A 22018-nucleotide genomic window follows, 5' to 3' on the forward strand; every position below is an offset into this window, starting at 1 on the left:
CTTTGCGCCTTCGCGGTTCGTTTCACTTCAACTGCTCAATCAGCCAACAAATCGCCCCTTCAACATTAGCAACCCGCTCAACATTGGGAATCAGCGGCCGCTGCACCATCACAACCGGAATTCCCAGCTCCCTAGCAGCCACAATTTTAGCATAAGTAGCAGCGCCCCCGCTGTTTTTACTAACAATTGTATCAATCTGATATTCCAAGAGTAATTGCCGCTCGTCTGCCAATGAAAAAGGCCCCCTTGCTAATAACAATTTACCGTTAGGAACAGGAGTATTTAGTGCCGGAGGATCGATCGCCCGCATCAAACACCAAACATCCTCCAAACCCGCAAACTCCGCCAATTCCTGCCTCCCAATCGTCAGAAATACCCGCCGAGAATGCCCTGACAAAGCCGTTGCAGCCTCCGAGTGGCTGGCGACTTCAATCCAGCGATCGCCCTCCACGGCCTCCCAAGGTGGGCGCACCAGCATCAAATGAGGCACATTACACTCAACCGCAGCCACCGCAGCATTGGCTGAAATCTGCGCGGCAAACGGATGAGTTGCATCGATTAAAAAGTCGATCGGGCTGCGACGCAAAAACTCAGCCAGCCCAGCCGCCCCACCAAACCCCCCAATCCGCACCGTACCCGTTTTTGGGGTCAAAGGCTGTTGAGTGCGCCCTGCCAGCGAAGATATGACCTCGATATCAGCAATTTGAGACGCTCTGGCAGCCAGTTCAGCAGCATCCCCCGTTCCGCCCAAAATCAGCAAGCGTTTTTTCATAAAATTACTCTTAACTCATAAGAGCGAACCAACGCCCGCAATTTCGGTTAATAATATCTTTAGTAAAGTTTCAACTGCCAACAAAGATGATGCGCTCACTTTTCACATTTTTTACAGTATTAATTGTAACCGGGTTAGTTTGGTTGGGAAATATCGCGCCCGCCGCCGCACAAGTACAACCAACAGATATCACTGCTTCCCAGCAGGAATTAGGAGAACTCGTTCAAAAAGCTTTTGAAGCTACAAACGAAGGCAAATTTCCCGCCGCCGAAACTTTCTGGACCCAAATCATTGACAAATTTCCCTCACAAGCCGCCGCTTGGAGCAACCGAGGCAATTCTAGAGTCAGCCAAAACAAGCTACAAGCAGCAATTGCTGACTACGAAAAGGCGATCGAACTAGCTCCCGAAGCCCCCGATCCCTACCTAAACCGCGGCACCGCCTTAGAAGGTTTAGGACGCTGGGAAGAAGCGATCGCCGACTACAATCACGTGCTAGAATTAGACCCCAAAGATCCAGCCGCCTACAACAACCGAGGTAACGCCGAAGCAGGTTTAGGTCAATGGGAAATTGCTATTAAAGACTACAGCAAAGCCTTTGAATTAGCTCCTGAATACGCCTTTGCTCGCGCCAACCATTCCCTCGCACTTTATCAAAACGGACAAACCAAAGAAGCAATTCGCAACATGAAAAACATTGTCCGCAGATATCCCCAATTTGCGGATATGAGAGCAGCCCTCAGTGCCTGTCTTTGGGAGGTCGGACAGCGCGGCGAAGCTGAGAGCAATTGGGTAGCTGCGATCGGTCTCGATTCCCGCTACAAAGACCTCGATTGGGTGGCAAATACCCGCCGCTGGCCGCCAGTTGCAGTTAGCGCCTTAGACAAATTCTTGAACTTGAAATAATCTCTAAATGGTAATTGGTAATGGGTAATTGGTAATATCGTGTCCGATCCATTAACCGCAGTAAGATTCGATCGCGCGTGCGGACTCCCTTCCGCTCTCATGCTGCGGACTAAAGTCCGCACGCGCGAACGTTTTTTATGGCGATTGACCGGAATTTTAGGTTTTTTGCAATCAGCAGCAGGTTTACTTTTTACTTAACTAATTCTCCAATCCGTGCAGCAGTCAATTCTTCGACTTTACTGAAAACTGCTGCTGCACCAGCTTTTTTCAGCGCTGCTGCATAAGCCTCGCAGCGCACAGAATCATCCAAAACGTGAGGCGGCAAAATTCCCGCCCCCAGCCAAACCCGATTTGGTTGTACTTCGCGCGCTTTCACCACGGTGTAAATATCGGCAACAGTATCTCCCGCGTAAATCACGGGCAAATTCTTTGCTAAACCGTGCAGGTTTTCCAACTGTTCAATTGCCGCGAAAAGTCCAGTCGGATCTGGTTTTCCCGGTGCATCTTCCATCGCCACCAACACGGGGGAATTTAAACTCAGTTTTCCTGACAAAACATAAGCAGCTTCATCCCGCATCGCTCCGCTAAAAAATCCCCAAACAATTCCCCCAACTGTTAAATTTTCCAGGTAAGCCGGACTTAACAGCAGCGGTTCGTCACAAATGTAACCAGTCCAATTTTTATCGTTATCCCCGCGATAGCGACTTTGGAAAAAAGCTACTAATTCGTCATATTTGAAATCGAGTTGGTTTCTCGATCGCCCAATCCCCTCAAAATAACGGCAAACTAACTCGAAAGACGCTTGCCAGTCATTATTCCACACACCCTCAGACTTGAGAGAGTCGATATCGATCGAATTCGGGCGAAAAGCACCAGCCGTGAAATGTTCCACCGCATCGGCGATCGCCCGCCGATAGGAACCGGACACATCCCGCACTACACCGTCAATGTCAAAAACTAAAATAAATCTGCTCATAACTTAATTATCCCTGTAGCTGGGGCGAGTGAGTGCCCAAATTTTATCGGTTTCGAGCCCATAATCCGCGGGAAACCCAGCCGCGCGACAAAACTTTTAATCGCCGATGACCCATTATTGAACAAAATGTGCTACGCTTAGCGATTGTAGAAATTTTTAACAAGTTCGATCGAAACCCCGGAGGTTTGCTTGTCCAAGTTCATCTTAAAAGTTCTCTGGCTAGAAGAGAATGTTGCCCTCGCCGTTGACCAAGTTGTCGGTAAAGGAACTAGCCCGCTGACATCTTACTTTTTCTGGCCCCGCAAAGATGCGTGGGAAGAACTCAAAAACGAACTCGAAGCCAAACACTGGATTGCTGACAACGATCGCGTCGAAATCCTCAACCAAGCCACAGAAGTAATCAACTACTGGCAAGAAGAAGGCAGACGGCGCCCGATGACTGAAGCTCAGTCAAGGTTCCCCGAAGTGACTTTTACCGGCAGCAACTAAGCCCAGCTTGCAGTTGCTACCTCTATAAATTGCCTGTTATGGCTGACAGGAAAACGAGAGAGGGGGAGAAGGCGAGAGGATTTGCTTTTTCCACCTCGTCCTGAAAAATACAATTTAAATGCGCTACAGCCGATCGATATTTTAAATATCATGTCCGAAAAACAGGTTTGATCGTTCGGACTTTAGTCCGCATCAATTTTTGCGGACTAAAGTCCGAACGATCAAACCACATTTATTGAGGGTAATCGGGTTCTTTTTAATCGGAAATTGTACAGTCATCTCTCAACAAACTTCCCTCAAACCTCAAAATCCATCCGTTAAATCCGTTACAAAATCCGTTGCCGAACCTTTTTCCCGGAACTTATGGGCGCCGAAAGCACGATCGACCAAAACGAACAGCTACCGCTGGTAGTCAATCCCGAAATTCTCCAGCAAGCCATCCTCTACAAAATTAACACTCGCATCACCGCACGCGGAGAATTAGTTTTTCCCTGCGTACCGGGAATGGTAAACCACTATCTCAAGTCAATCGAAAAGCTATTTAGCACCCTCGACAGACCCCTCCCAGCAGAACGCAGAGACGAACTCAGCAAGCTTTTAGCCAGTAAATTAGAACAAGGCTACCGCACCTCAACAGCATCGATGGTGATCCTGCAATACGAATCAGTACAGCCGCCGCAAACAGGTTTAGCCTGCAAACTGCTTGTCAGTACCTCAACAATTGGAGAACAGTACAAAAGCTGGGTAGACACCAGAGAACCGCCTCTATTTGGTTCCCATCCAGATGCAAAATTGATGGCAACGGCTGCTAAATTGGGAAATCCCGATCGCATCCGAATATTAGACGTGGGGGCTGGTACCGGGCGCAATACCTTACCGCTGGCGAGATTGGGCTATTCTGTAGATGCGATCGAACTAACCCCAGCTTTTGCAGAACAACTGCAAGCAGCCGCAACAGCCGAAAACCTTCCCGTCACAGTAACAGAAGGCGACGTGCTCGACCCCTTAATGCGGATGAAACCAGCGCGCTACCAGCTTGCAGTTGCCGCCGAAGTCATCTCGCATTTCCGAGACAGCGATCAAGTAAGGCTTTTCCTCGCAAAAATGTGCGATTTCCTCTGTCCCGGAGGCGTGTTGCTGTTCAGCACATTCTTAACCGTCGGCGACTACCAGCCAGACGCCCTCGTGCGACAAGTTGCCCAACTTTCCTGGTCTACTTTATTCACGCCCCAAGAGCTCGCCGCTGCCATGGAAGGATTGCCCTTAGTGCCAATATCCGACGAATTGGTGTTTGAGTACGAACGCCACCACCTGCCGGAAGGAGCCTGGCCGCCGACGCCCTGGTTTTCCAGTTGGGCCACTGGTAGAGATGTCTTCCCGATGGCAAACGGACGCCCGCCTATGGAATTGCGCTGGATTTTGTGCCGCCGAAGCTAAGTAACAGTTGACAGTTGACAGTTGACAGTTGACAGTTGACAGCAGTCAGCAGTCATCAGGTAGAAGGTAGAAGGTAGAAGGTAGAAGGTAGAACGGAATTAAGAGATACACAGCCGTAGGGTGCGTCGCCGTTAATAATCCCTAAATTTGACAGAAAATCTCACAGCAACGCACCTGACAAACAGGTTCAGCAAACAAACCCAACACTTTTTTGGCAGTAATTTTTTTGATAAATGGTATTATTTTTAGACGAACACAGCAATCACAACCATTGATAGACCGTAATAGTTGCCTCCGATCTTTTTATTTCAACCGCCGAAAGCCGGCTCGCTGTCAAATGTTGCGGAGCCGACACACAAAAATTTACAAAAATATATATTAAAATGTAAACACGGGGAAGCTCGATCGCCTGCGCGAGAAACCCGGTTTCTGAGCAGATCCTGCCCTGTCAAACCTTTTATTTGTTGTGAAAAATTAGGTGGTTCGGGCAAAGTGCGTCTATGTAAAATGCGATCGAGATGGCGATCGGTGCAACTATAGTTAACATGAATCAAAAAAACCTATTCCTCCAGATAGACGACAGTTTAGAGGAAGCGGAATAAACCATAGATTAGCTCGCTAATTGGCGATGCTCCTGAGAACAAATATGCTTTTAACACGTCCACTACAAGCGTTTGGAGCAATCTTCGGGCACAAACCTTCAACAAAAAGATCGATCGAGCAAAAAAGCAGTAAAAATTATTTAGGGGGGAATATTTATCCCGCTCCAAACCAACAACTTGACTGGTATATCCAACTGGAAATGCTGATGAGTAACGCGAAATCTTCCTGCACCAATGAAGAGATTACCGCTTGGCTGCGCGGATTGCTGACAATTGCTTGGGCTGACGGCAACTTTGACGAAAACGAGCAAAAAATGATTGCGACTCTGACTCAGGATGAACTACATCCGGTATCTTTTGAGACAGATTTTGAACCGATTACCGCAGAAGAACTAGCTGCTGTGTTCGGGAAAGGCACCGCCAACGGCGAGAATTTTTTGAGAACAGCAGTCATGGTAGCCTTGGCAGACGGTACGTACTCGCTCTCGGAAGACGAGGTACTGTACAATTTTTGCACAGCTTTGGGTCACAACGTCGAGGCGATCGAATCTCTGCGACACACCATCGAAGACAGCACGTGCAAGTCGCAGGGGCCAAGCAGCCAAACAGCCGTTGATTATGCGGCAGCACCGCTTTCATCTGGGCTACATAAACCTCACCATAAAAATGTCCTGCAACCCGTCAAAGACTGGCTTGACGGCTGGGAAGTTCACGATCCCAGAGTGGCACATTTTGTCTGCAAAATGATTCCGCCGCAGTGTCCGTTTGAGCGAGATGTCGTGTTATTTGGCCACAAAATCGTGCACATTCCGGCGATGTGCAAAATTAACCCGCTTTACGAACAATTGGTGGGGATGCGCTTTCGAGCTCTCTGCTATTTGGCAGATGATTGCAAGGAAGATGTATCCTCATATTGTTAGCAGTCAGTAGTCAGTAGTCAGCAGTCATTAGTCATTAGTCATTGGTCATTAGTCATTAGTCATTCTTGTCAAATGTTCAATTAATGACTGTAAGCTATTAACCAATGACTACTAATTAGTCCAGTAGGATGTACACGGCGCACCAAAAGATAAACATTGTACTTGGATCTGGTATCATAACTAATGACTAATGACTGCTGACTAATGACCAATGACTGCTGACTACTGACTACTGACTACTGACTATTAAGTAAATTATGCAATTTATCGATCGAGCAGATATTCAAGTCGCAGCCGGCAAAGGCGGCGACGGTATGGTAGCTTTTCGCAGAGAAAAGTATATACCGGCGGGCGGGCCGAGCGGCGGCACCGGCGGGCGGGGCGGTTCTGTGTTTATGGTGGCGGTGGAAAGCCTGCAAACGCTGCTAGATTTCCAGTACAACCGGATTTTTAAGGGCGAAGACGGGAAGAAGGGCGCGCCGAAGAATATGACTGGGGCTTCTGGGGCCGATCGCACGATCGAAGTTCCCTGCGGTACAGTAGTTTACGACGCGGAAACTCAGGCAATTTTAGCAGATTTGGTGACGCCCGGACAGACTTTTTGTGTGGCCAAAGGCGGTAAAGGCGGTTTAGGAAATAAGTGTTTTCTGACTAATTCTAACCGCGCTCCAGATTATGCGATGCCGGGAAAAGAAGGAGAACACAAGTTTTTGCGTTTGGAATTGAAGCTATTAGCTGAAGTGGGAATTATTGGTTTGCCGAATGCTGGCAAATCAACCTTAATTTCTGCTTTGTCTGCGGCGCGCCCGAAGATAGCAGATTATCCGTTTACAACTTTAATCCCGAATTTGGGCGTAGTTAAAAAACCGACCGGCGACGGTACTGTTTTTGCTGATATTCCGGGATTAATTGCCGGGGCTCACGAAGGCGCGGGTTTGGGTTACGAGTTTTTGCGGCACATTGAACGGACTCGGTTGTTGCTGCATTTGGTGGATATTACTGATGAAGATCCGATCGCAGATTACATCACAATTCAGGAAGAATTGAAGGCTTACGGGCGGGGTTTGGCAGATCGGCCGCAGATTTTGGCTTTTAATAAGGTAGATGCGATCGATCTTGATGATGAGGAAATCGGAAATGCGATCGCGCGATTGAAGGAAATCAGCGGTGCTCCGGTGTTGATGATTTCGGCTGTGAGTCGAGTTGGGCTGGATGAGTTGATGCAGCAAATATGGCTGAAACTCGATGAGATGAATGAGGTTGAAGCGGAGGCGCCCTCAGCAGTGGGAGTTTTGTAGCCCGGTTCTGATTTATGAGAATTTGCGACAACCGGTAGGTGTTTTTTTTGAGGGGTCAATTTTTTCGGCTGTATTGCTTGCACAGCATGGGTTTGAGGTACTCAGCCGAAAAAAACGATGCTCGCCAACGCTGTAATGCTTGCTGTGATTGGTTTTGAGTGCTGTTTATTTTTTTGCCTCTTGACAAGCCGGTGGCTGAAATGATAATTTTAGATCGATCGTCGAAACTGCACCTTGAAAACCAAATACCGTAAGGCTTTGAAACATAAGCTGTCGGAAAAACCCTAAATCCCTATCAGGGATTGAAACCTATTTTTGTAGATTCGGTCATTACCCCAATGGGTCGGAAAAACCCTAAATCCCTATCAGGGATTGAAACTCCCATCAACGGCTTTGTAGTTCATACCGCCACCAAGTCGGAAAAACCCTAAATCCCTATCAGGGATTGAAACAGATCAAATGACAACAACAAGCGAACTGCGTTTGTCGGAAAAACCCTAAATCCCTATCAGGGATTGAAACCGCAACATTCAGCGAGCCAACCGCGCCGGAAGCCACAGAAGTCGGAAAAACCCTAAATCCCTATCAGGGATTGAAACAAAACGTTTTGCGAGAAAAGAGGCAATTTGGGAGTCGGAAAAACCCTAAATCCCTATCAGGGATTGAAACTTCACTTTGCTCCGCGAAGTTTGGCTCAAATTCGTGTCGGAAAAACCCTAAATCCCTATCAGGGATTGAAACGAGCGATGCTGCTTTTTCTGGCTTTTCAGAGGCGGTCGGAAAAACCCTAAATCCCTATCAGGGATTGAAACCAGCCATTTAATAGCCGCAAAGTGATTTAAAACCGTCGGAAAAACCCTAAATCCCTATCAGGGATTGAAACCCGAGATTTTAGTCGGTGGATTGACTTTCTTGAGCGTCGGAAAAACCCTAAATCCCTATCAGGGATTGAAACATCACGGGGGTTGCTGGGTTTTTCCAGCATAAAGGTCGGAAAAACCCTAAATCCCTATCAGGGATTGAAACGATTTGGTCGGCGGCGCTCCGGGCGCGCTAGATACGGTCGGAAAAACCCTAAATCCCTATCAGGGATTGAAACACTTGCGGGACTGAACTTTCTGATAAATCTTCAGTCGGAAAAACCCTAAATCCCTATCAGGGATTGAAACAACAATTAGAATTTATTGATATGCCAGCGCCTAAGGGTCGGAAAAACCCTAAATCCCTATCAGGGATTGAAACATTGAAAAATCAAATTTAGATGCTAATAAAATTCCTGTCGGAAAAACCCTAAATCCCTATCAGGGATTGAAACAACCCACGACTACAACTATCGGGATGCAGGGCAAGCTTTAGGGTCGGAAAAACCCTAAATCCCTATCAGGGATTGAAACCTCGGTCGAGCTATCTGCCAAAAAGTCGGCATCCCTTGGAGTCGGAAAAACCCTAAATCCCTATCAGGGATTGAAACTCAGTCGCGCTCACGAAGTCGAATCCGACGGGCAAGTCGGAAAAACCCTAAATCCCTATCAGGGATTGAAACGCAGCAGCAGCAACAAATGAGAGAGCTGCAAACGTCGGAAAAACCCTAAATCCCTATCAGGGATTGAAACAAAGAAGTTTAAGCAGCCCTTGCACTGATAAGGTCGGAAAAACCCTAAATCCCTATCAGGGATTGAAACGCTAGATTCTGCGATCGCGCTCGGCCTCAAGATTCTTGTCGGAAAAACCCTAAATCCCTATCAGGGATTGAAACAAAAAATTCTACTTCAAAATAGCTTGATAAACAAAGTCGGAAAAACCCTAAATCCCTATCAGGGATTGAAACCAGACAAAGTTTTGCACAAATAACTGAAGAAGGTGCGGTCGGAAAAACCCTAAATCCCTATCAGGGATTGAAACATTGAAGCTATTAAAGAGTGGTGTAAGTTAATTTAAGTCGGAAAAACCCTAAATCCCTATCAGGGATTGAAACACAACAAATCCAGACACATTTGACAAAAGCGCTGTGTCGGAAAAACCCTAAATCCCTATCAGGGATTGAAACTGCCAAGCTTGTAAAATCATTAGTGTAGCTAGCTTTTAACGTCGGAAAAACCCTAAATCCCTATCAGGGATTGAAACATTCTTGATTTCAGTGTTCCAGTTGATAACATTTGTCGGAAAAACCCTAAATCCCTATCAGGGATTGAAACTTCCAATCTATATGAAAGGCTGTTGCTAAGATCTATCGTCGGAAAAACCCTAAATCCCTATCAGGGATTGAAACCTAGCAATTCGTGCAGAGCGCTATTTTCTGCTGGGTCGGAAAAACCCTAAATCCCTATCAGGGATTGAAACCCTGTTGCGGCTGTCCATCCTGTTTCTCGGGCCCCCGTCGGAAAAACCCTAAATCCCTATCAGGGATTGAAACATTCGCTGGTGCAATGAAGATAACCACGAGGCAATTGCGTCGGAAAAACCCTAAATCCCTATCAGGGATTGAAACCCAATTGCTCAAGCTGGATTGTTTGGTATTGGAAAAGAGGCCGCCGAAGTCGGAAAAACCCTAAATCCCTATCAGGGATTGAAACTTTTAGGATTGATGACAGCATTAAATTTTTGGATGAATCAGGTCGGAAAAACCCTAAATCCCTATCAGGGATTGAAACGTTGAAGTCATGGCGAGAACAGCACCCTAAATAGTGAAAAGGTCGGAAAAACCCTAAATCCCTATCAGGGATTGAAACCTGAATAATCAAATAATAATTCAATCAATTCATCGTCGGAAAAACCCTAAATCCCTATCAGGGATTGAAACTGGCATAGGCTTGCGCGTCTGCTTCATTGCTGGCGTCGGAAAAACCCTAAATCCCTATCAGGGATTGAAACGCGTCCCGCCAACGCGAAAAATACAAACTACTGGTCGGAAAAACCCTAAATCCCTATCAGGGATTGAAACTTTATCGTAAGGGTGCGAACAACGCCAGCCGACGCGTCGGAAAAACCCTAAATCCCTATCAGGGATTGAAACAACAACAATCGCCCTAGAAGTCAATACGATTTCGTCGGAAAAACCCTAAATCCCTATCAGGGATTGAAACCCAGAAGAAATTGTGTTTGGCGCTATCGAAGTTATGTCGGAAAAACCCTAAATCCCTATCAGGGATTGAAACGGAGTTTGAGGTTTGGTTTAGAGACCCTAAAGTTCGGTCGGAAAAACCCTAAATCCCTATCAGGGATTGAAACCCAAACTGGTGAGTCTGGGTAGGGGTACAGCCATTGAGTCGGAAAAACCCTAAATCCCTATCAGGGATTGAAACGCTGTTACTAACGGTGGCGAAATGAGATCGGCTCTTGTCGGAAAAACCCTAAATCCCTATCAGGGATTGAAACACTTTGACGATAGCTTCTCTAAAAAGCCCAGCCGCGTCGGAAAAACCCTAAATCCCTATCAGGGATTGAAACCGCTGGAAGATTAAATCGAGCATCGTCTCGGTTGATGAGTCGGAAAAACCCTAAATCCCTATCAGGGATTGAAACATGAATCACAAGGAAAAACAAGTAGTAACGCCTGGTCGGAAAAACCCTAAATCCCTATCAGGGATTGAAACTGAGGTTGAAAATTTATAGGGGTTGCCATTTTATGTCGGAAAAACCCTAAATCCCTATCAGGGATTGAAACGCTAGGCATGAATTTGTGCTGTTCTACTACAAAGTCGGAAAAACCCTAAATCCCTATCAGGGATTGAAACAGATTCGATTGGTTGCCGAGATTCTACGTGCGATCGATTGTCGGAAAAACCCTAAATCCCTATCAGGGATTGAAACTTTATCAAAGGCAAGTTGCGGAGAATTTAATTGCAGTCGGAAAAACCCTAAATCCCTATCAGGGATTGAAACTTTCTTGAGGAAGACTGTGAAGGAAAGGAGTATGTCGGAAAAACCCTAAATCCCTATCAGGGATTGAAACATTGAGCCTGAATTGATGCCTTTCACCCACAAAAACCAGTCGGAAAAACCCTAAATCCCTATCAGGGATTGAAACGCCGTGAGCCTGACCAATATTGAGCTCAGCATCAAGTCGGAAAAACCCTAAATCCCTATCAGGGATTGAAACCGTAATTTGCCATAATAAAATTGCCTCTGACTAGGGGGTGTCGGAAAAACCCTAAATCCCTATCAGGGATTGAAACAAGGGCGAAAGCCGCCAAATAAAAAAAGCGAAGCGTCGGAAAAACCCTAAATCCCTATCAGGGATTGAAACGAAATTGAATTGTCGCTGCCGGACAATCGAACTGTTGTCGGAAAAACCCTAAATCCCTATCAGGGATTGAAACCCTGTAGTCTCCGGGCAAACCACGACCAACCAAGTCGGAAAAACCCTAAATCCCTATCAGGGATTGAAACGAATTTGTAACAACATCAAGACTCGTGGCGGTAGGGTCGGAAAAACCCTAAATCCCTATCAGGGATTGAAACAAAGTTGTTAAGCCCGTATTGATTGCTGATAATTGAGTCGGAAAAACCCTAAATCCCTATCAGGGATTGAAACAACTACGCAGCAACTCACAGAGATCGGAGTAGCAGGTCGGAAAAACCCTAAATCCCTATCAGGGATTGAAACAGCCATGTTTTTAAATGCCTGGGATACCAGGAATGTCGGAAAAACCCTAAATCCCTATCAGGGATTGAAACAAAGCGTTGAACAAAAACAGCAACTAGAAATTGCCGTCGGAAAAACCCTAAATCCCTATCAGGGATTGAAACATTAAAATGAGCAAAATACTTGCACCTTCTCAGGGCGGGTCGGAAAAACCCTAAATCCCTATCAGGGATTGAAACACACGGCTACTGTCATCAGTATCACTAAAAAGAGCGTCAAGTCGGAAAAACCCTAAATCCCTATCAGGGATTGAAACACTTCTGCGATCGCCTGAAAATTGATTTCCCCATTTAAAGTCGGAAAAACCCTAAATCCCTATCAGGGATTGAAACCCTTCGCCTCGATGGCTTCAGATTCGATCAGACCGGTTACAAGTCGGAAAAACCCTAAATCCCTATCAGGGATTGAAACGTGACAGTTAATGATTCCTTTCCAATGCTTGGTAGGTCGGAAAAACCCTAAATCCCTATCAGGGATTGAAACTACAGGGCAATCGCCATAGGTCAACCAGTCAGGTCGGAAAAACCCTAAATCCCTATCAGGGATTGAAACCAGCAGCCCAATAACCTTTATCCCATCCTACCGTGTCGGAAAAACCCTAAATCCCTATCAGGGATTGAAACATTTTAACTGCTCCTGAGTGTGAAAAATCAAAGTCGGAAAAACCCTAAATCCCTATCAGGGATTGAAACAGCAACAACGGTCAGTAATTCGGATTTAATTAGCGTCGGAAAAACCCTAAATCCCTATCAGGGATTGAAACTTCTAGTCTGATCCTGTTGCGGCGGCGTATTCTATCGGTCGGAAAAACCCTAAATCCCTATCAGGGATTGAAACATCTTCTAGACTTATTAACACCTCAGCCCACTCAAAAGAGTCGGAAAAACCCTAAATCCCTATCAGGGATTGAAACTAACAAATCTTGGATACCTAAGCCGCTGCAATATATGTCGGAAAAACCCTAAATCCCTATCAGGGATTGAAACGGGAAGTTCACAAGCCAGTCAGCAAATCCATCGAGTCGGAAAAACCCTAAATCCCTATCAGGGATTGAAACATTTCCGCAAGAGCCTCGGCAATATTCTCAAATTTCATTGGTCGGAAAAACCCTAAATCCCTATCAGGGATTGAAACGTCATGGTTCTGTTAGTTTGATTTGGTTTAATCTGTCGGAAAAACCCTAAATCCCTATCAGGGATTGAAACGCCCCGCAATCCCAGCGATTCTGCTGTGAATCTTCCGTCGGAAAAACCCTAAATCCCTATCAGGGATTGAAACCCGGTGCATCAATACAAGCAAAACGCACTTTCAGGTCGGAAAAACCCTAAATCCCTATCAGGGATTGAAACTTAACACCTAGTGCTGGATCGTTTAAAATTGAAACGTCGGAAAAACCCTAAATCCCTATCAGGGATTGAAACTTTGCCAGAGGATGCAACTTTTAGCGTGTATCGATGTCGGAAAAACCCTAAATCCCTATCAGGGATTGAAACTCGCAGGTGAGCCAATCAATAATCCAAGTTCCCCACGTCGGAAAAACCCTAAATCCCTATCAGGGATTGAAACCCCAAGCTTTTGGGGAGCCGTGGAAAAACCGCCCTAAAGTCGGAAAAACCCTAAATCCCTATCAGGGATTGAAACCTTTCAAGATTGGCAGCCGTAAAGCTTGGCTCAACAGTCGGAAAAACCCTAAATCCCTATCAGGGATTGAAACTTTTGCTCGATTGACCAAAAGGCATTTTCCGCTTTTTCAGTCGGAAAAACCCTAAATCCCTATCAGGGATTGAAACATTTCAATTTTGCAGGAGTACCAAATAATTATAGCAGTCGGAAAAACCCTAAATCCCTATCAGGGATTGAAACGTTCTAGGGACAGGGTTTCCATAATTGTCGAATACCGTCGGAAAAACCCTAAATCCCTATCAGGGATTGAAACCATAATTTATCCTCCGCTGACAATGTGTGTAAGTCGGAAAAACCCTAAATCCCTATCAGGGATTGAAACATCAAAGCTGGCTACACATACCAGAAAGACTGTCGTCGGAAAAACCCTAAATCCCTATCAGGGATTGAAACGCGCCATATCTTCCAAGGAATCAATCAACTCCTCTAGGTCGGAAAAACCCTAAATCCCTATCAGGGATTGAAACGTAAAAGCTCGACCCGTGGCGGTAGGCATATAGAGTCGGAAAAACCCTAAATCCCTATCAGGGATTGAAACCACTATTTACAAACGCGATTGCCAAGTCTTGAGAAGTCGGAAAAACCCTAAATCCCTATCAGGGATTGAAACCTGCCAGCGCTTCAACGCAAGAAATAGTCGCTTCCCAAGTCGGAAAAACCCTAAATCCCTATCAGGGATTGAAACCTACAGCGATCGCGGTGTTTGGGGGGAGTTGTATTTCAGGTCGGAAAAACCCTAAATCCCTATCAGGGATTGAAACTTAGATTTTAGAGGAAGCTAGCTGTACGCTTAAATGTCGGAAAAACCCTAAATCCCTATCAGGGATTGAAACAACAATTAAGAAAAAATCATGATTTACATTTGCAGCGTCGGAAAAACCCTAAATCCCTATCAGGGATTGAAACAACCTATAATCGCGCTCCCGCTGCTCTTTTTCAGTCGGAAAAACCCTAAATCCCTATCAGGGATTGAAACCAGCCTTCAACAGTCGGCGCACCGCATCAGCGGCCGCAGGTCGGAAAAACCCTAAATCCCTATCAGGGATTGAAACCGAGTGGCATATCAAGCAGCAAGATGCTGTTCAAGTCGGAAAAACCCTAAATCCCTATCAGGGATTGAAACTCTCAGATGGGGTGGGAAAATTCACTGAAATGTTCAGTCGGAAAAACCCTAAATCCCTATCAGGGATTGAAACGAGAAAAAAACAAGCCCAGGAGTTCACGGAAAAGTGTCGGAAAAACCCTAAATCCCTATCAGGGATTGAAACGGCTAATAAAGCGGGAGTAATTGGTGACAAGGGGTCGGAAAAACCCTAAATCCCTATCAGGGATTGAAACTACAGCTTTCAATTCTTCGATCGTCCGTTGGTCAATATGAGTCGGAAAAACCCTAAATCCCTATCAGGGATTGAAACTGTAGTGACGCCGTTCGCTAACAAGCTAATAGCTCCGAGGGTCGGAAAAACCCTAAATCCCTATCAGGGATTGAAACATTTTCTACAATTGCCGTTTCCATCATCGCCAAGTCGGAAAAACCCTAAATCCCTATCAGGGATTGAAACACGGCCACTACGAAGGACGGCCGCTCCGACTGCGCGGGAAAAACCCTAAATCCCTATCAGGGATTGAAACGGAGTGCAAATGCCGGAGCGCCACGCCAAAATCCAAGTCGGAAAAACCCTAAATCCCTATCAGGGATTGAAACTTCCGGGACACGATCTCTCCCAGAACTATTTCGACTACCGCGTCGGAAAAACCCTAAATCCCTATCAGGGATTGAAACCAGTTTCTCCACCAAATTAAAGGTGGCACCGGTTCGCCCAGTCGGAAAAACCCTAAATCCCTATCAGGGATTGAAACATTATTCTTCGGGTAGGTGATTTAGTACGACATGTCGGAAAAACCCTAAATCCCTATCAGGGATTGAAACTTCTCCACAAACGTGGACACAGTAGCGCGGACAGCCCTCGGGTCGGAAAAACCCTATTTCCCTGTCTAGGGCTTGAAACCTTTATACCTGTGAAGATTGACACAATCAAAAACAGCCATAAAAACCGTAAATTCCGATCGGGATTTTGCATTATTTTTGGCAATTGATATCAGAAACCAGTTGTATTAATCTTTGCATAATTCCCAGAAACCGGGTTTCTTTCCATAGCCTCACGCCACCAACCTAGATTATCTGAGAAACCCGGTTTCTTAATCTTTGCATAATTCCCAGAAACCGGGTTTCTTCCGAAATCTCTCGCCACCAACCTAGATGCTCCCAGAAACCCGGTTTCTTAATCTTTGCATAATTCCCAGAAACCGGGTTTATTTCCAGATACTCTCGCCACCAAACCTAAATTTTCTCAGAACACATCATTATCCACATCACAACTGTATTAGCCGATCGCGCATTCCACTCAAACTCAACAATACAAACAACCGCAGCAACCATAATATCGGATAATTGGGAAGCAATTAACCTCCGGCACCAGCATGAGTATTGACCAACTAAACACAGACTACAGCATCGCCGGCCACCTCACCTTCGCCAGCGGAAACGGCGGTTTCCCGATGATTCACATCGACAACGGCCAAGCCAAAGCCTTGATATCTGTGTATTCCGGCCAAGTGCTCTCCTTCCAACCAGCCACCGAAACCGCAGACTTGATGTTCAGAAGCGACAAAGCCTACTACGCCGAAGGAAAAGCCATCAAAGGCGGTATACCCATCTGTTGGCCCTGGTTTGGCCCAGATCCCGAAGGCTTGGGGCGTCCCAGTCACGGGTTCGTCCGCAATCGCCTGTGGAATGTCCTCAACACCGGAACCACCCCAGACGGCGCCACCCAAGTCACTCTAGGGCTCAATGATACCGAAGAAACTAGAGCAATTTGGCCCCAAGCTTTTGAACTGGCGATCGCAATTACCGTCGGTACCACTCTCACAGTAGAATTAATCACCCGCAATAAGGGCGAAAAAGCATTTCCCCTCACCCAAGCCTTCCACACCTATTTCCTAGTCGGCGACATCAACCGCGTGCAGGTTTTGGGTTTAGAAAACAGCCAATATCTTGATAAAGTTGACGGTGGAGTCGAAAAAACTCAAGTAGGTGCAGTGGTAGCTGTCGGTGAGGTCGATCGAATTTATCTCAATGTCACCAACGAATTAGTCATAGACGACGCCTCCCTCAATCGTCGGATTCGCATTAAATCCTCTGGCAGTAAATCCGCCGTAGTGTGGAATCCCTGGGTGACAATTTCTAAAAACATGGCCGACCTCGACGATGCAGATTATCAGCGCTTAATCTGCGTAGAAACCACCAATGCGGCGACGGATATTGTCGAAGTCCCCGCGAAAGGTGAGTTCCGCTTGGCGGCAATTTACAGCGTTGAACGGGACTAAGCAATCATAGATTAGTGTCATTAATTAAGCCCGATCCCCCCTAGCCCCCCTTCTTAAGGGGGGGACAAGAGAAGAGCATTCTCAAAGTCCCCCTTTTTAAGGATAACTTAGAGGGATCTCCTGGCAATAAGGGCGAAAAAGAGCCTTCTCAAAGTCTCCCTTCTTAAAGGATAACTTAGAGAGATCTCCGGGCAATAAGGGTCAAAAAGAGCATTCTCAAAGTCAACCCCTACTCCCCTTCTTAAGGGGGATTTAGGGGGAAGAAGCCTCGGTTATAAACGAGAAATACAAAGATTTTCTGGTTCAACTTGACACTAACGAGTCGCGGTTGAAACGGCCATCTGATCTGTTCATCTCTTCTTCGTGAAATCCGTTACATCCCGTACATTGCTCGCTGCCGAACCTTCTTTTTACCATCAATCATTATGCAAAACTTCAACTGGACAAAACTGCAAAATGGCTCAGACATTCGCGGTATCGCCCTCGAAGGGGTTCCCGGCGAAAAAGTCAACCTCACGCCCGAAATTGCGACAATTTTAGGTCAATCCTTTGTCAGTTGGCTGGTGCAAAAAGTCAATAAACCTGCTGAAAAGTTGATAATTGCGATCGGGCGTGACAGCCGCCTCTCCGGGCCAACTTTAATGCAAGCAGTTATGGACGGCATCGCTTCAGTTGGTTCCACAGTATATGACTTTGAAATGGCATCAACTCCCGCCATGTTTATGAGTACAATCACCCCCGGTTTTGAGTGCGACGGCGCGATTATGCTCACTGCTAGCCATTTGCCATTTAATCGCAACGGCTTAAAGTTTTTCACCGCCAACGGTGGATTACAAAAAAAAGATATTACCGACATCTTAACACTAGCCCAAAGCAATAACTTTCAGCCAGCCCCAGCGCCCGGTAGCATTACCAAGCATGATTTTATCTCAGTTTATGCCAACCAATTCGTCGAAAAAATTAGGGAATCAGTCAATCATCCCGATAATTTTGAGCAGCCGCTGACTGGATTGAAAATTGTTGTGGATGCGGGTAATGGTGCGGGCGGATTTTATGTTGATAAAGTCTTAAAACCTTTAGGTGCAGACACGACGGGCAGTCAATTTTTAGAACCCGATGGCACTTTCCCCAATCACGTGCCAAATCCCGAAGATAAACAGGCAATGCAGTCAATTTGTCAAGCGGTAATTGCCAATCAAGCTGATTTTGGGATTATTTTTGATACGGATGTCGATCGCAGTGCGGCTGTGGATTACGTTGGCAAGGAACTCAATCGCAATCGCTTAATCGCGTTGATTTCGGCGATCGTCCTACAAGAGCACCCAGGCTCTACCGTCGTCACCGATTCTATCACGTCCGATGGTTTAACGCAATTCATCGAACAGGATTTGAAAGGAATTCACCATCGCTTTAAACGCGGCTACAAAAATGTGATTGACGAGTCGATTCGCCTGAATGCAGCCGGACAGGAATCGTGGCTGGCTATTGAAACATCTGGACATGGCGCTTTGAAGGAAAATTACTTTCTGGATGATGGCGCTTACTTGGTGAGCAAATTATTGATTGAGTTGGCTAAATCCAAATTAGCTAATCAATCTTTGCCGGATTTAATTGCGAATTTACAAGAGCCTGAAGAAAGTGCCGAATTTAGGATTAAAATTGGTGTGGATGATTTTAAAGCCCACGGAACTCGCGTCATCGAGCAACTGCAAGAATTTGCCTCAATGCAAGCCGACTGGAAAATCGTTCCCAATAATTACGAAGGTGTGCGAATTTCCTGCACGTCACCTAGCGAATCCGGCTGGTTTCTGTTACGCTTGTCACTGCACGATCCGGTGATGCCTTTGAATGTTGAATCTAATGTTAAGGGTGGTGTTGCTCAAATAGTCGATCGGCTTTTAGCTTTTTTCCAAACAACAGAATCCCTCGATATGTCGGCACTTTCGAGCTAAGTTTCACGAACCTGACTACTAAAGGATGTTTTAGGTACGTTGTTGCGCTTGGGCGCTCTTGTTGTATATATGAAAGAGCGCTCTTCGCGCCACAACGTACCTTACCCAAGGAGGAATTTTATCATGTGGCTTTTAATAATTAAATGTTCTGCAGAAAGCTGGACTCTCAATTCCAAAGCTTTCAAAGCGATCGCAGAAAAATATCCGGCCACGCCTCTTTCTTCTAAAAAGATGAAAGGCGACGGTCAACGCATTATGGAATATCAACTTGAAAATGTCAATGATGTAGAGGATTTTATGGAAGAATGCTTGACTTTAGATGGCTTTACTGCTAGTTTTGAATCTCTGTAAATCTCAAATCGACTGACAGGGCGATCGCCATATCGCCTAAAATAATTCTACGATGGGCGATCGCAACTGTCCGAAGTGCTGTTAAAGTCAATTTGAGCTGCGAATGCGACCGTTGTAATCGACTCTTATCCTCCCATCTTGGGAAACAGTAACAACTGTCTCTACCGTGTAGACAGACGAACCGGGCTTGTAACCTTGAAACGTAAATGTCCAAGTACCGTCACCATTGTCAACAAACGGCGATTCTGCTGATGCACCGTGCATAGAGGCTTCGGCTCGATATTGGCCCAAACCTCCGTTAGCATTTTCTGCTGCTTGACGGGCTAAGTTTTTCGCTCGATTGAGCTCGATGTTATTGGAAATAACTGTAATATCTGTGAATTCACTTTGAGAAGAGCGAATGGGGTTGCTCAAGGCGGGGGAGACTCCCACGGCTAAGGTTGAGAGCGCTAGCAAACAAGCAAGTCGGGTGGTTAGTTTCATAATACAAACTCATTTATAGTTTGTAAACTCTACGGGACTTGCGCTAACATACCCGGAAGAGTTAAAAATTGTCTGAACAGGCTCGAAGTTAGAGGTTTTTATCGGTTGGTAGTGAGGACTTCAGTCCTCTGATTTGGATGCGGACTGAAGTCCTCACTACCAACCTATTTTAGGTGAGGATTTCTGTCTTCCGATCCCAGATGCGGACTGAAGTCCGATGCTGCGAACCAATTTTAGGGTGAATCAATTAATTTTTAATTTTCACTTTTAAATCGGCGGGTGTTTCTCCGTCGTTCAAATAGCGGTAACTCATCTTAGAAATATCCCGAATCAAACTTTGAGCCGGCTTCTCGGTTTCCGGGGGATGCTTCACCATCACCGCTACTAAATAACGCTTCCCGTTTGGTAAATCCACCATCCCCGCATCGGCTAGCATTGTATTGATGTTGCCGGTTTTGTGAGCAATAACTGCTCCTTCGCCCAAACCTCTCGGGAGCAAAGAATCGTTTTGTGTTTGGCGCATGATTTGCAAAATCCGATCGCGCGATTTGACTGAAACCAAATTTCCGCGATCGACCTGCGCTATGATATTAATCAAATCCTTCGGGCTGGTAGTATTAGTTCCCTCCAAATCCGGCAACTTATTGCGCAGTACCGTCGCCCTCAAACCCCAGCTTGCAAAATGCTGATTCAAAACCTCAGCACCTCCCAACAATTCAACCATCATATTTGTCGCCGTATTGTCGCTGACAACAATCATTTTTCTCGCCACTTCCAAAGCCGAATACTTCTTACCCGGAGCGTCGTCTTGCATCTCCCCAGAACCGCCGACAATGTGTTCGGGCTTCAGCGTCAGCACCTGATCTAACTGCACTTTGCCTTCATCTACTGCTTGGAAAAAAGCCACTAAAATCGGCACTTTAATCGTGCTCGCTGAAGCAAAAGCAGCATCGCCGTTAAAATTTAGGTAGCTTCCATTATCTAAATCAACTAGAAATATTCCGGCTGTCAAAGTAGGATTTTCTGTTGCTAAAACCTGAACTTCTGTTTTTAAAGCTGCTAATTCTTGATTCAGTTGCAGCGCTTCAGGGGCCGCCGGTGCAGCAGAGGCGCTGTCGGCTGCGTTTTTCTCGCCTGCGATGGTTTGTTCTTGTGTCGCTACAGTCGATCGGCTCACAGCATTTACCACCGACAGCAGCGTACCGCAAATCACCGCAATCCCAACTCCCAAAATCAGCAACCGAGTAGCGTGCACCAACGGCGGCACGTTCCGAGTTGCAGAACGTTTGCCCGGTCTCTGACTCGCTTGCGGGCGCGGTTTCGCCACGGGGGTTTTTTTGGCATTTGCGGGCGTTTTCGCGTCTGGAATGCTCGCAGGGGGCGCGCTGGAGCGACTTTTACGGGGTGCGGGGGGAGTTGTCGTTTGGGGTTCGCTGGTGGGATTGCTGGCGGGAGTGCTTACAGGCGAAGTCGGTTCGGGAAAATTGAACAAATCGACAGCAGCGAGATTTTTTTTGCGCGGTTGGCGACTCTTCGCCTCTCCAATTTTGGTGGTTTTGGTGGTTCTGGGTTTTCTGGGGTTAATTGCGGATCTGGGATCGGACAAAAAGTCCTGTGTATTCAATTCTTCGGGGGAAGGTGCGGGAGAATTGGCTCTAATTCTGGTGCTGCGGCTTGGTTGCGGAGGGAAAGTCGCAGGTTCTGATACTGGAATTTCTGCGCCGTTTTGCGGTTGGGGAGGGCGGCGGCGGCCGGATTTGCCAGACTCGGTTGAAGCGCCGGATTTAGGCGGCTTTGGGCCGGAGTTGGTAGAGGGTATCGAGGACATTGAGGACATCACTGATAATATCGATCGTTTGGGAAACCGCTCTGCCACGTCTTACTCCTTCTGCACTGTAAATTTCAAGTTTAAGATTTTTCAGCTTGCCAGCCAATCGATTTTAGATTTTAGATTTTAGATTTTAGATTTGGGATTTACCCGAAACGCACCCGTGGTATTAGAAACCGGGTTTCTTGCCGGGAAATTACCTTAAAGCGTAGGTTTTTAGTCAAGAAACGCGGTTATGAAGGTGACAAGTTGGTAAATCCAGTTCGATAGCCAAAAATCGTCAATGTCAC

General features: G+C 46.3%; 13 protein-coding genes and 1 CRISPR repeat array. Of the genes, 9 read left to right on the forward strand and 4 right to left on the reverse strand.

Features of this window, described 5'->3' with window-relative positions:
* Positions 1-22: 22 nt before the first annotated feature.
* On the reverse strand, positions 23-772 hold the full coding sequence (locus tag QUB63_RS18500; protein WP_332946729.1) for a cobalt-precorrin-6A reductase: 750 nt from the start codon (positions 770-772) through the stop codon (positions 23-25).
* Positions 773-858: 86 nt separating this feature from the next.
* On the opposite strand from QUB63_RS18500, the gene QUB63_RS18505 reads away from it, so the two are divergent.
* Positions 859-1677 (forward strand): tetratricopeptide repeat protein, encoded by an 819-nt coding sequence (locus QUB63_RS18505; RefSeq protein ID WP_332946730.1) that lies wholly within the window; start codon positions 859-861, stop codon positions 1675-1677.
* A 190-nt stretch (positions 1678-1867) separates the two neighbouring features.
* On the opposite strand, the gene QUB63_RS18510 is transcribed toward QUB63_RS18505, so the two are convergent.
* Positions 1868-2653 (reverse strand): TIGR01548 family HAD-type hydrolase, encoded by a 786-nt coding sequence (locus tag QUB63_RS18510; RefSeq protein ID WP_332946731.1) that lies wholly within the window; start codon positions 2651-2653, stop codon positions 1868-1870.
* 168 nt (positions 2654-2821) lie between these two features.
* Between QUB63_RS18510 and QUB63_RS18515 the strand changes: the two genes are divergently transcribed.
* The 7 genes from QUB63_RS18515 (at position 2822) to QUB63_RS18545 (ending at position 19417) form a co-directional block, all read left to right on the forward strand.
* Entirely contained in the window at positions 2822-3142 is a 321-nt protein-coding gene (locus tag QUB63_RS18515) for a 30S ribosomal protein PSRP-3 (RefSeq protein ID WP_332946840.1), read from the forward strand.
* Positions 3143-3505: 363 nt separating this feature from the next.
* A complete protein-coding gene (locus QUB63_RS18520) occupies positions 3506-4579 on the forward strand; it encodes a class I SAM-dependent methyltransferase (RefSeq protein WP_332946732.1) in 1074 nt (357 codons plus the stop codon).
* A gap of 646 nt (positions 4580-5225) precedes the next feature.
* Positions 5226-6101 carry a Mo-dependent nitrogenase C-terminal domain-containing protein gene (locus QUB63_RS18525; RefSeq protein ID WP_332946733.1) on the forward strand — a complete coding sequence of 292 codons (876 nt, stop codon included), beginning with the start codon at positions 5226-5228 and terminating at the stop codon, positions 6099-6101.
* 257 nt (positions 6102-6358) lie between these two features.
* Positions 6359-7399: a GTPase ObgE gene (gene obgE / locus QUB63_RS18530; RefSeq protein WP_332946734.1), complete on the forward strand. Its 1041-nt coding sequence runs from the start codon at positions 6359-6361 to the stop codon at positions 7397-7399.
* Positions 7400-7671: 272 nt separating this feature from the next.
* A CRISPR array of direct repeats spans positions 7672-15657; the repeat unit is 37 nt; unit sequence GTCGGAAAAACCCTAAATCCCTATCAGGGATTGAAAC.
* A gap of 551 nt (positions 15658-16208) precedes the next feature.
* Positions 16209-17114, forward strand: coding sequence for a D-hexose-6-phosphate mutarotase (locus QUB63_RS18535; protein WP_332946735.1), 906 nt, complete (start codon positions 16209-16211; stop codon positions 17112-17114).
* A 425-nt stretch (positions 17115-17539) separates the two neighbouring features.
* Entirely contained in the window at positions 17540-19066 is a 1527-nt protein-coding gene (locus QUB63_RS18540; RefSeq protein ID WP_332946736.1) for a phosphomannomutase/phosphoglucomutase, read from the forward strand.
* A 123-nt stretch (positions 19067-19189) separates the two neighbouring features.
* Positions 19190-19417 (forward strand): hypothetical protein, encoded by a 228-nt coding sequence (locus tag QUB63_RS18545; RefSeq protein WP_332946737.1) that lies wholly within the window; start codon positions 19190-19192, stop codon positions 19415-19417.
* 87 nt (positions 19418-19504) lie between these two features.
* Here QUB63_RS18545 and QUB63_RS18550 read toward each other — a convergent pair whose 3' ends face one another.
* Positions 19505-19900 (reverse strand): hypothetical protein, encoded by a 396-nt coding sequence (locus tag QUB63_RS18550; protein ID WP_332946738.1) that lies wholly within the window; start codon positions 19898-19900, stop codon positions 19505-19507.
* 247 nt (positions 19901-20147) lie between these two features.
* The gene (locus QUB63_RS18555) at positions 20148-21227 is read right to left on the reverse strand and encodes a serine hydrolase (RefSeq protein ID WP_332946739.1); all 1080 of its coding nucleotides are present in this window, start codon (positions 21225-21227) and stop codon (positions 20148-20150) included.
* A 10-nt stretch (positions 21228-21237) separates the two neighbouring features.
* Between QUB63_RS18555 and QUB63_RS18560 the strand changes: the two genes are divergently transcribed.
* Positions 21238-21858: a hypothetical protein gene (locus tag QUB63_RS18560; RefSeq protein ID WP_332946740.1), complete on the forward strand. Its 621-nt coding sequence runs from the start codon at positions 21238-21240 to the stop codon at positions 21856-21858.
* Positions 21859-22018: the final 160 nt, after the last annotated feature.

It is taken from the genome of Microcoleus sp. ARI1-B5 (assembly GCF_036705795.1).
GTDB lineage: Bacteria > Cyanobacteriota > Cyanobacteriia > Cyanobacteriales > Microcoleaceae > Microcoleus.